This window comes from Serratia sp. (in: enterobacteria), assembly GCF_051654945.1.
Taxonomy (GTDB): domain Bacteria; phylum Pseudomonadota; class Gammaproteobacteria; order Enterobacterales; family Enterobacteriaceae; genus Chania.
The window spans coordinates 319,603-331,550 of record NZ_JBOFZA010000043.1; the positions used below are offsets into that span (position 1 = coordinate 319,603).

Genomic DNA, 11,948 nt, shown 5'->3' on the forward strand with positions numbered 1-11,948 from the left:
AATAACCGTATTTAATACCGCTACTCCCCAAGCCTGAAACAGGTGGGGAGCATGCAGGTTAGCCGACCGTTGAGCGCATGGACGCGCGATACGAGCCTCCATGGACGGATTTACGGCGTGTCGGCGTTCTGCATGCTCCTCATCTGCAGCACTATTACGTGCAGCGATTTAACCCAAGCGCTGCAACTTGGCCGGTAATCCCTGCCGTACCGCCGCCCCGCTGACCCAGTCCAGCCAGCTATTGCCCACCTCGCGGGTCGGATCGGCAAGCCCCAGATCGTTGAGGTTGATCCCTGCGGCAATGCGCGGGTCCGCAGCCAACGCCTGGCCATCCAGTGAATGCACCCGCGCCCCCATTTCACGATGCCCATAGCCGTGTTCAATGGCGATAACGCCCGGCATTACCCCATCGAGCACGCTGATCTGCGCCTCAACGCTGCCGCCCGGTGTCTGCAACCTGACCCGGTCGCCATGACTCAGGGCGTAACGCGCGGCGTCGGTCGGATTGAGCGCGACCAGATTCACCGGCTTCACCGCTCGCAAACGTTCGATGGGTGCCGTTGAACTGCTCATCAAGTGCGATTTGAACGACATCAGACGGAACGGCCATGCCTCGGTCGGATAGTGCTGCGCCACATCGGAACCATCGGCAAACCGCGCCGGATAATAGGTCGGGCAGCCGCTATAACGTTCGCCGGTCATGGCATGGCGATGGCGTGCCACCTCTTCATTCCAGATATTCAGCCCCTGTTTCCACTGCGGGCCTGTCGCCTCCCCTTGCCAAGCCTGCTCATGGGGCGCAAAACGACCGCCACGCGCCAGCATATAACCCACCCGCAGCCGCTCATCCACTTTCAGTACCTTTTCCAGCGCTGGTTGCAGACGATCGACGCCGGTCAAACGCAGCTCACTTGCCGTCGCTTCCGGCAACGGTTCACCGGCAAACGCCACGTTGGCGGCGGCACGCACGTAATAATCTTCAGCACAATGCAGCCCACAAAGGTTGCCTTGCGCATCCTGTAACGCGCCATCACCGAAGCCCGGCAACCCCATGGCTTTCGAGAGCGCAATGACAAAACTTTCCAGTGCGACCGGCTGCCCGTCCGCCGTCTTCGCCGTGCGCGCAGGCACCACCGGCCAACGGGCGGTACTTGCCTTGACCATCACGCCAGACCAAGGGGAGGTAAAACCCCAGCTCTCAAAGTTATGCGTATCCGGTACGATATAATCCGCCAACGCGCTGGTTTCGTTGATAAAGGCATCGACGGAAATAAACAGCGGCAGATGCTGCGGATCCTTCAGCCGGTCCTCCACCACCTCACGCAGCCCGGCTACGCCGTAGAGCGGGTTGCCCATATGGTTGATCCAGGCTTTCAGCGGGTATGGATATCCCATCAACGCCGGAGCCAATTGCTCGGTAAACTGGCCTGCCACAAAGGGATACCACGGCCCTCGCGCCGGATAGGGATTGACGCCTTGTGCTACCTTGCGGCGATATTCATCCGACTTTTCATAGGCCTGCTTACTGCGTGACAGAACCAGCCCTTTCGGCTTCACCATGCCAGGGAAGGTAGCCAGGTTATAGCGCGGCCCCTCGGCAAACTCCTTGAACTTGCCGCCGCCCACCGAAACGCCGCCCTTGAGATTAAGGTTACCGATCAGCGCATTGAGCATCATCACCGCCCAACTGCTGTAGAAACCGTTGCCGCTCATCATGCCGCCATGGGAGATCACCGCCGCCTGCCGCTGGTAGGAAGTGAATTCCTTGGCTAACGCCGCAATGGTTTCAGCACTGACGCCACATTGGGCGCTGTATTCGGCCAGCGTAAAGCGTTCCGCCGCCAGTTGCAGGCAACGGAAGCTCGAACGGACCCGCACCTGCGAACCATCGGCCAGTTGCACCGGTTGCTCCACCAGCAATTGGCCATGCAAGGCCTCGGTGGCTGGCATCAATTCAGCCCGTTGTGCATCCCACACCAAAGCCGGGCTTTCCCCTTCGCTGGCGGCGCTTCCTTCCAGATGGGACTTACGCAGGAACTGGCCGCACAAGGGATGATCGTCATCGATCACCACCAGATGTGTGGCGTTCGACCAGCTTTTTTCCCCAGCGGCCTGCATGGCCAGTTCGCCAGGTAGCGCCAGGTAATCGGCGTTATAGCGCTGCTGGTCAATAATCCAGCGGATCATGCCCATCGCCAGTGCAGAGTCCGTTCCCGGCAATACAGGTACCCAGCGGTTATGATCGTTGGCCAACGTGGTGGTTAACGGCAACGCCGGGGCCACCACCACATAGCGGAACTCATCACGCAGACGGGCATTGGCCAACTGACGCCCCTGCCGTTTGAACGGGTTGCCGGACTGTGCGGGTGACGTCCCCAAAAACAGCGCAAAGCGAAGGTGATCCCAATCGGGTTTCACATGGGCGTTCTTATCCAAATCGCCCATCAGCGCACCAGAACCGGCCCGATAGGCCAATCCGCAGTAAGCGCCGTGATGCCCGAAGTTGCGCGTGCCAAAAGCGTTTTGCGCAAAACGTTTGATAAAGGTATCCCGCCCCTCGTCACCGGCATTAGTGACCAGCAGCTGATTGGCCTTCGGCCCCAGTGTTGGCTGTGCCGGATCGAGCGGCGTTTGCAGATCGCGAATAGTCCGTAATCCATCAACGTGCCCCTCGCCAAACAAATTCCCACCTTCAACCACTTCCTGGATCAGTTGTTCAAAACTGATACGCTGCCACTGCCCGCTACCACGCGGCCCTACCCGTTTCATCGGCTCCAGCACGCGATACGGGCTGGTCAGCCCTTCCAGCAAGGTCGCACCGCGCGCACAGGCCGTTGAGCGCTGTTCCAGACCGGCCTCGCCGCCAAGGCGGTTAAGCGCATCGCTCACGGGCAAACGGTAGGGAAAATGATGGTCGTGAGACAGCGGATGATAAGGATTACCGGCTACACGCAGTATCTGATTACTGTCGCGATCGACCCGCACCCGCAGGCCGCACAGCGTCCAGCAGCCAAAACATTGCGTCATGGATACTGCCTGCTGTGGATTAGCCTGCCAGCCCTCTGGATGCTGACGGCCTTCTGGCGCTAACGCATTGGCGCTGATCCGGTCCAACGTCAGTTTGCCACTGCTGCCGTCGCGCAGGCCGGTAAACACCTTCTGCACCATTTCGCTGTAGCTGGCACCAAACACGGCCAGCCCACCCAAAGCGAGCCCGCCTTTCAACCACTGACGACGCGTTGACTTAGCCATAGCGTTTTTTCTCCATCAACCCATGCTGTAATTCACGAACCCCGATGATTAACGCCATCCACAGCCCGAAGGTGCCCAAGATGGCCAGCAGCCCTTCACTGCCGGACGGTAAAACATAGGGATTGAGTAAGATATTGAACTTGGGCAGCGTCTGGGTTTGCATCAGTAACATCCAACGCACGCCCCAACAGAGCGACAAAGCCGCCACACACTGTGCCAACAGTGCTACCGTCCCGAATGCCCGGCGGCGTGCTCGCCATGCCGCTCCCAGTAACAGCAGGATCAATACCGCAAATACGCTAGCCGACTGTGTCCAAACGCTCCCCTGAGCAGGCAACTGGTGCAACACGGCAGCAGAGGAACTTCCGTCCAACCACCAGCCAATGCTGGAGAGGCACAGCAACAGCAGAGAGCCAGCCTGATAGCGGGCTAAACGCGGCTGCCACTGAGGTTCATGGCGTAACCAATAGGCTAACAGCGGAGGAACCGCCTGCATGGCAGTGAGCAACAGCAGCCAAGGCAACCAAAGGCTGTACCACAGCGGTTGCGAGCGCAGTATCGAGACTTCCCTTCCGGTATAGAGCAGGATGCTGAATGCTGATAACAGGGTCGCTACCGCCACTCCGCGCAACCATTTCTGCTCTTGCCATGCGGGCCAGATCTGCAACCAACGCGCCCAGAACGGCAGGGATTGCGTGCGCAACTGGCAACGCAGCAACAGAATGAAGTAGACAACCACCAGCACGGTAAACAGCGGTAAAAACACCGAGCCAAGAGACATCCACGACCAGGGAGCGAAATAGGCATAGAAGTGCCAGATGCGAGCGGGCTGATGCAAATCCGCACTCAGGGCCAAGGGGGCAACGATGCCGCTCACCACTGCCAGCGAAACGGCAGCCAGCTCCAGCCGTGATGCCTCCTGCGATGAACGCCAGCGTAGCCAGGCTGCAATGGCGATGCTGCTGCATGCCAGACCGATAAAGAAGAAATACTGTACCGCCCAAGGCAACCAGGCGATTTCCTGCGGACGAGCCATCACTTCGCGGATCATGCGTGCACCTCCTGCCACAACGCCGGCTGTCCCTGGACATGGCTGACAAAGGCTTCATCCAACCCCAGGTAAAAGACTTGCGGATGGGTTCCCTGCTCGGGCTTGAGCACCTTCAACTGCCCGCGATGCTGCTCCAGCGCACGCCTTAGCGCCCCATTATCATCATTGAGATCGCCGATCATGCGCGCTCCACCAACGCAAGACTCAACGCAGGCAGGCAACAGCCCGGCATCCAGACGATGGACACAGAAGGTACATTTATCCGCGGTTTGCGTTTCATGATTGATAAAGCGCGCCTCATACGGGCAGGCTTGCACACAGTAGGCACAGCCGACGCAACGGGTATTATCGATCACTACAATGCCGTCCTGCCGCTGGAAGGTCGCCTGCACCGGGCAGACCGGCACGCAAGGCGGGTTATCACAGTGATTGCACAAGCGTGGCAACAGCACGTTGGTCGGGATGCGCTGGCTATCCGTGACAATCTGATATTGCAGCACCGTGGTACGAAATTGCCCCTGCGGCAGCTGATTTTCTACCGCGCAGCTGACCGTGCAGGCCTGGCAGCCAATACAGCGACGCAGATCGATCAGCATCGCCATGCGTTTTTTGCCGTCGCCTTCCCGCCGTTCGGGTTGTAACTGCCAACCGGAATGTGCCAGCGGTACCAGTGCGGCACCGGCGGTCAGCACACCGAGGCGCTGTAAAAATTGCCTTTTTCCACTATCCATTGATTTCTCCCAAAATGTATCAACCGGGGAGCTGATACAAAGGAGTGTAAAAGTGGTGTGCGACCACCCATATTGTGGTTTACCACATTCCCAGCGACGGTTTGATCCAGGACAATTCCGGTAGGCGATCAAGATCATAAAAATGGAGACGATGTGAAAAAAGCAGTACTGATGATCTTGCTATGCAGCTGGTTGAGCCCGGTGTGGGCGGGGCAATGGACCATTGCGGTACTGGCATTACGTGGCGATGCCCATGCGCTAGCCCAATGGCAGCCGTTAATCGACCATCTCAATGGTCAGTTCCCGGATGAAAGTTTTCAACTGTTGCCGCTAAGCCTGGCTGATATGGGTGAAGCCGTCAGCAATGGTCAGATTGATTTTCTCCTTACCAACCCGGCGCAGTATATTCAGTTGGATAACAGTTACCCGTTACGTTGGTTAGTATCATTACGCTCCAGCAGAAATCAGCAGAATGCCTCAAGCAACGTGGTAGGCAGCGTGATATTGGTACGTCGCGATAGCCCGGTGACCAAAGCCAGTCAACTCACTGGTAAAAAGGTGGGTGCGGTCGCCCCTGATGCTTTTGGCGGCTATCTGCTGGGTTATAAAGAGCTGCTGGCCGCAGGCGTACATCCTGAAAAAGATCTGCAACTGCACTTCAGCGGTTATCCAGTGGACGCCTTGTTATACCTGCTGCGCGATCGGGCGTTGGACGCAGCAATCGTACCGGTTTGCCTGTTGGAGGAGATGGAAACCGAGGGATTACTAAGGGCTGCTGATTACCGTGCCCTGCTTGCCAAGCCCAGTGAACAACCCTGCCTGACCAGCAGTGTGCTGTATCCCAATTGGTCGTTTGCCGCCTTGAATCACGTGCCCGATCCTTTGGTCGACGAATTGACCCGCCAGTTGTTGCAAATGAATACCCCTGGTCTCCCAGCCTGGGGCGCTCCCGCCTCGTCCCGTCAGGTCGACCTGCTGCTGCGCGACCTGGATCGCCACCCGGCACAGCGTTCACTGTGGCAAGAGGTCCATAGCTGGGCGTTGCAACATTTGTTACTGCTTGGCGCGATAGCTGGGGGCATGTTGTTGCTCGGCGCCAACCATCTGTGGATCGGTCACCTGGTGCGCCGCCGTGGTCGCGAGCTAGAGCAAATGCATCTGACATTGCGAGCCAGAGAAGCGGCACTTGCCCGGGCGCAACGTCTCAGTACCTTGGGCGAGATGGCCTCCGGGTTTGCCCACGAACTTAACCAGCCGCTGGCGGCTATTCGTCACTATGCCGAAGGCTGCCGCATCCGCCTTGAACGCAGCGATCCACAGCACGAGCTGTTGCCGATCCTTGAGCAGATTGGCCAACAGGCACAGCGCGGGGCAGAGACTATCGTCAATCTGCGCCAGTGGGTCAGTAAAACCCCGCAGCATGAAAGCGCACAATGGCTAACGCTACGTCCCCTGGTGGAAAACGTCGTCAAACTGATGCGCATCGAACAGCATTATCCGCAGTGTCAGCTGGTGATTGCCATCGCCGCGAAAAGCCAGCTATATAGCCAGGCCACGCTATTGGAGCAGGTGCTAACCAACTTGTTAAGCAACAGCCTGCAGGCCGGTGCACAGCAGATCACCCTGCGGCGGGAAACCGATGGCGATCGGCAGCAACTGATACTGGAAGACGATGCCGGCGGCCTTAGCACCGAACAGTTGGCACAGCCGTTCGTCCCTTTTCGCAGCACCAAATCGGAAGGGCTTGGCCTGGGGCTGGTGATCTGCCAGCGGCTGCTGAGAAGCCAACAGGGTGAACTGACGCTGGAAAATTATACCGTATCGCCACAGCGGCAAGGCCTACGCGTAACCCTGCACTTCCCTGCAATCAAAAAGGAAACTCGCCATGGCGCTGATACATCTGGTCGATGACGATCTGGCGGTCACCGATGCCAGCCGCTTTTTACTGGAAGGATTGGACTATCGGGTTCGCATCTGGAATGACAGCCAAAGCTTTATCGATCAGGTCGACCCTTACCAATGCGGCGTCGTGATGCTGGATATTCGCATGCCCGGGATTGACGGGCAGCAGATCCACCAGCGGCTGCGCGAGCGGGAAAGCACGCTGGCAGTGGTGATTGTGACCGGTCATGGCGATATCGCGATGGCCGTGGCGGAGATGAAGCTGGGGGCGCTGGATTTCCTGCAAAAGCCGATTGCCACCGCGCCGCTGATCGAAGCGCTGGAGCGCGGGATCGACCATTCCCGACGTCAGGTGGAGCGGTACCAGTTGCAACAGCGTTTCAGTACGCTGACCGCGCGTGAACGCGATATTGCCAGCGCGGTTGCCGCCGGCATGACCAACAAGGCGATCGCCGATCGTTACTTCGTCGCCGTGCGTACCGTTGAGGTACACCGCTCTAAAGTGATGGAGAAAATGCAGGCCACCAGCCTGGCGGAATTGGTCAGTTCGTTAAACCTGTTGGCGGCACAGGCGCAAAAAAAATGCCGGTCAGAGTAAACTGACCGGCATCAGGTTCAGACAGTGCGCAGCCTATTCAGGTGCGCACCGGGCAATCACGGCAGGATCGAAGGCTGATCGGCGCCTTCTTTCTCTACTTTCTGCTGCAGCATATGTTCACGTTTCATACCCAGCTTCAACGCCAGCGCAGAGGCGACGTAGATTGAGGATACGGTACCGATAGACACACCGATCAGCATGGTCAGAGAGAAACCCTGCAGCATCGCGCCGCCGAAGATGTACAGCATCAGAACCACCATCAGGGTCGTGGCGGAGGTCATGATGGTACGGCTCAGCGTCTGCGTCAGCGAGACGTTCATGATTTCGTAAGGCGTGCCGCGGCGGATCTTGCGGAAGTTCTCACGAATACGGTCAGAAACCACGATACTGTCGTTCAGCGAGTAACCGATCACCGACATCAAGGAGGCGACGATGGTCAGGTCAATCTCGATATGGAACAGTGACAGCACGCCCATGGTGATGACCACGTCGTGCGCCAGGGCGATAACCGCCCCCGCCGCCAGACGCCATTCGAAACGGAAGCCCACGTAAATCAGGATAGAAATCAGTGCCACCAGCAGAGCCATGCCGCCGGTTTGCGCCAGTTCTGCCCCTACGCTCGGGCCAACGAATTCGATACGCTTGACGGACGCATTCTTATCGACTGATTCGTTGATTACGCCAATGACTTTGTTACCCAGCTCCTGGCCTGCGGTGCCGATCGCCGGTGGCATACGCACCATCACGTCACGGCTGCTGCCAAAGTTCTGAATAATCGGGTCCTGGAACCCGGCTTTTTCCAACGTATCGCGCATCAGATCCAGATTGGCGGGTTGTTCCAGGGTAATTTCAATCACCGTACCACCGGTGAAATCCAGACCCCAGTTAAACCCGCGCACGGACATAGTGGCGATCGAGGCGATCAGCAACACCAAAGAGATGCCGAAGGCCAAGTAATCCCAGCGCATAAAGTCATAGACTTTACGGCCGTAGTTGAGTTGTTCAACAGTATAATCCTGTGCCACAACGCACTCCTCAGATAGACAGCTTGTTAATGCGTTTGCCGCCGTAAAGCAGGTTGACGATGGCACGGGTACCGACAATCGCGGTGAACATGGACGTCGCCACACCGATTGCGGTGGTGATTGCAAAGCCTTTAATCGAACCGGTACCGACTGCGTACAGAATGATAGCGGTGATCAAAGTGGTGACGTTGGCATCAACGATACTGGAGAACGCGCCTTTATAGCCCTCATGGATGGCCTGCTGAATGGATCGCCCATTCTTCAGCTCTTCCTTGATACGTTCGTTTATCAGTACGTTGGCGTCAACCGCCACCGCCAGCGTCAGCACGATCCCGGCAATCCCCGGCATGGTAAGCGTCGCCCCTGGTAACAGAGACATTACGCCAACGATCAGCACCAGGTTAGCCATCAGTGCCGTAGAGGCGATCAGGCCAAACTTGCGGTACCAAACCACCATAAAAACGATCGAGGCCACCAGACCCCACAGGCAAGCTTCCAGGCCCTGGGTGATGTTCTGCTGCCCCAAGGTCGGGCCGATGGTCCGCTCTTCCACGATCTGGATCGGCGCAATCAACGCACCGGCACGCAGCAGCAGCGACAGCTGACGGGCTTCGTTCGGGTTGCTGATACCGGTGATACGGAAGCTGTTGCCCAGACGCGACTGAATATTCGCCACGTTGATCACTTCTTCCTGCTTCACCAGCACGGAACGGCCGTTGGCATCTTTCTTGCCGCTGTCTTTATACTCCACGAACAGCGTCGCCATGGGTTTGCCGATGCTGTCTTTGGTGAAGTTGGACATGGCAGTACCACCGGCACTGTCCAGCGAGATATTCACCTGTGGCTGGTTGTATTCATCGGTGCTGGAGGTGGAGTCTGTAATGTGGTCACCGGTCAGGATCACACGCTTGTACAGCACTACCGGTTGGCCTTCACGGGTGTATTTCACCTCGGAGTCACCCGGCACACGACCATTGGCCGCCGCGGTCGCATCCGCGTTGGTATTTACCAGGCGGAATTCCAGCGTGGCGGTCGCACCCAAAATCTCTTTGGCGCGCGCCGTGTCCTGGATACCCGGCAATTCAACGACGATACGATCGGCACCCTGACGCTGTACCAACGGTTCGGCAACGCCGAGCTGGTTGACACGATTACGCAGGATGGTGATGTTCTGCTGCACCGCATACTCACGCGCTTCGCTCAGGCGAGCGTCGGTCATCGTGGCTTTCAGGGTGTTGCTGCCGTTGGCAGAAAGCACCAGATCGCGCTGACGTGGCGCCATGTAGCTGATGGCCTGGTCGCGAGCGGCGTTATCACGGAAGCGGACTTCCACACCGTTGTTGTCCAACTTGCGGATCGCAGCGTAAGGAATGCCCTTTTCACGCAGTTCACTGCGCAGGGTATCCATAGTTTGTTCTTGCAACTTGCCAAGTGCGGTGTCCATGTCAACTTCCATCAGGAAGTGCACACCACCACGTAAATCCAGACCCAGTTTCATCGGCTCGGCGTTGAGCATCGCCAGCCAGGCAGGCGTTGCCGGGGCAAGGTTCAATGCGACGACATATTTGTCACCCAGTTCGGCCATCAAGGCTTCACGGGCGCGCAGCTGAACGTCAGGATCTTTAAAGCGAGCCAGGATGGCGCCGTTTTCCAGCGCAATCGACTTGCTCGCGATATTGTCTTTTTCTAATACGTTACGAACCTGGACCAGCGTAGTTTCACTGGCGGCGACTCCGCGCGCGCCAGTGATCTGTACGGCCGGATCCTCTCCGTAAATGTTGGGAAGTGCATAGAGCAGACCGACGAGGATCACGACGATCAGCATCAGATACTTCCACAGAGGATAACGGTTTAGCACGGCAGTTCCCTTAGGGAAAACAAAATTACAGGGCCTTCATAGTACCTTTCGGCAGTACGGCCGCCACGAAGTCACGCTTGATCATCACTTCCGTGGTGTCATTCAGCGCGATGGCAATGATACCAGTATCTGCCACTTTAGTGACACGGCCAATCAGGCCACCGGTAGTCAACACTTCATCACCCTTGCCGATGGAGTCCATCAGTTTTTTGTGCTCTTTAGCACGTTTCTGCTGTGGGCGCAGGATCATGAAATAGAAGATCAGACCAAACACCACCAGCATAATGATCAGAGAGTACGGGCTACCCTGAGACGGAGCCCCTGCTGCTGCCACTGCATCGGAAATGAAAAAGCTCATTAAAATTCCCTCATTAAAATATCAATTATTAATTCAAGCGTTTAAAGGTGGTATCGGTTTACCGATCCGACCATAGAAATCCGCCACAAACAGCTCTAATTTACCCTCTTCAATGGCCTGGCGTAAACCCGCCATCAAACGTTGGTAATAGCGCAAGTTATGGATAGTGTTCAATCGGGCACCGAGAATTTCGTTGCAACGATCGAGATGATGCAAATAGGCACGACTATAATGGCGACAAGTATAGCAGTCACACTCACTGTCCAGCGTGGAAGTATCATCCTTGTGCTTGGCATTGCGGATTTTTACCACCCCGTCGGTCACGAACAGATGGCCGTTACGGGCATTACGCGTTGGCATCACGCAGTCGAACATGTCGATGCCGCGACGCACGCCTTCCACCAGATCTTCCGGCTTGCCAACCCCCATCAGATAACGAGGTTTGTCTTCCGGGATCTGCGGGCAAACGTGTTCAAGAATGCGATGCATATCCTCTTTTGGCTCGCCTACCGCCAAACCGCCCACAGCGTAACCATCAAAGCCGATATCCACCAGCCCTTTTACCGATACATCACGTAAATCTTCGTAAACACCGCCCTGGATAATGCCGAATAACGCATTGTTGTTATTCAGTTCATCGAACCGCTGGCGGCTGCGCTGTGCCCAACGCAGAGACATTTCCATCGAACGCTTGGCATAGTCCCAATCCGCCGGGTAAGGCGTGCATTCGTCGAAAATCATCACGATGTCAGACCCCAGGTCGTACTGGATCTCCATCGATTTTTCCGGGCTGAGGAACACCTTATCGCCGTTGATCGGGTTACGGAAATAAACGCCTTCCTCTTTAATCTTGCGCATCGCCCCCAGGCTGAACACCTGGAAACCGCCGGAATCGGTCAGGATCGGCCCGTGCCACTGCATAAAGTCATGCAGATCGCCGTGCAGCTTCATGATCTCCTGCCCCGGGCGCAGCCACAGGTGGAAGGTGTTACCCAACAGGATCTGTGCACCGGTGTCTTTCACTTCTTCCGGCGTCATGCCTTTGACCGTGCCATAGGTACCTACCGGCATAAAGGCCGGGGTTTCCACTACGCCGCGTTCAAAGACCAGGCGGCCGCGACGAGCACGGCCATCGGTTGTCTGTAATTCGTACTTCACAAAACCTCCAGCGTC

General features: G+C 57.0%; 9 protein-coding genes. 2 read left to right on the forward strand and 7 right to left on the reverse strand.

The genetic code is table 11. The features are described 5' to 3' along the window. Window positions 1-168: 168 nt before the first annotated feature. The 3 genes from ttrA to ttrB are packed head-to-tail and all read right to left on the reverse strand — an operon-like array spanning window position 169 to window position 5,034. Entirely contained in the window at window positions 169-3,252 is a 3,084-nt protein-coding gene (gene ttrA, locus ACRDCA_RS07580; RefSeq protein WP_438688966.1) for a tetrathionate reductase subunit TtrA, read from the reverse strand. Beyond that, window positions 3,245-4,303: a tetrathionate reductase subunit TtrC gene (gene ttrC / locus ACRDCA_RS07585; RefSeq protein WP_438688967.1), complete on the reverse strand. Its 1,059-nt coding sequence runs from the start codon at window positions 4,301-4,303 to the stop codon at window positions 3,245-3,247. Before ttrC ends, ttrA begins: the two co-directional genes overlap by 8 nt. Continuing rightward, entirely contained in the window at window positions 4,300-5,034 is a 735-nt protein-coding gene (gene ttrB, locus ACRDCA_RS07590; RefSeq protein WP_438688968.1) for a tetrathionate reductase subunit TtrB, read from the reverse strand. Before ttrB ends, ttrC begins: the two co-directional genes overlap by 4 nt. A 171-nt stretch (window positions 5,035-5,205) precedes the next feature. On the opposite strand from ttrB, the gene ttrS reads away from it, so the two are divergent. Both ttrS and ttrR read left to right on the forward strand, forming a co-directional pair. Further along, window positions 5,206-6,945 carry a tetrathionate respiration histidine kinase TtrS gene (gene ttrS / locus ACRDCA_RS07595; RefSeq protein WP_438689030.1) on the forward strand — a complete coding sequence of 580 codons (1,740 nt, stop codon included), beginning with the start codon at window positions 5,206-5,208 and terminating at the stop codon, window positions 6,943-6,945. Continuing rightward, window positions 6,920-7,534, forward strand: a complete 615-nt coding sequence (gene ttrR, locus ACRDCA_RS07600; RefSeq protein ID WP_438688969.1) for a tetrathionate respiration response regulator TtrR — start codon at window positions 6,920-6,922, stop codon at window positions 7,532-7,534. Before ttrS ends, ttrR begins: the two co-directional genes overlap by 26 nt. A gap of 56 nt (window positions 7,535-7,590) precedes the next feature. Here ttrR and secF read toward each other — a convergent pair whose 3' ends face one another. The 4 genes from secF to tgt are packed head-to-tail and all read right to left on the reverse strand — an operon-like array spanning window position 7,591 to window position 11,933. Further along, window positions 7,591-8,559 carry a protein translocase subunit SecF gene (secF, locus tag ACRDCA_RS07605; RefSeq protein WP_438688970.1) on the reverse strand — a complete coding sequence of 323 codons (969 nt, stop codon included), beginning with the start codon at window positions 8,557-8,559 and terminating at the stop codon, window positions 7,591-7,593. A 10-nt stretch (window positions 8,560-8,569) separates the two neighbouring features. Further along, window positions 8,570-10,417 (reverse strand): protein translocase subunit SecD, encoded by a 1,848-nt coding sequence (secD, locus tag ACRDCA_RS07610; protein WP_438688971.1) that lies wholly within the window; start codon window positions 10,415-10,417, stop codon window positions 8,570-8,572. A gap of 25 nt (window positions 10,418-10,442) precedes the next feature. Then, the gene (yajC, locus tag ACRDCA_RS07615) at window positions 10,443-10,775 is read right to left on the reverse strand and encodes a preprotein translocase subunit YajC (protein ID WP_021180200.1); all 333 of its coding nucleotides are present in this window, start codon (window positions 10,773-10,775) and stop codon (window positions 10,443-10,445) included. Window positions 10,776-10,808: 33 nt separating this feature from the next. Further along, on the reverse strand, window positions 10,809-11,933 hold the full coding sequence (gene tgt / locus ACRDCA_RS07620; RefSeq protein WP_248944652.1) for a tRNA guanosine(34) transglycosylase Tgt: 1,125 nt from the start codon (window positions 11,931-11,933) through the stop codon (window positions 10,809-10,811). Window positions 11,934-11,948 lie beyond the last annotated feature (15 nt).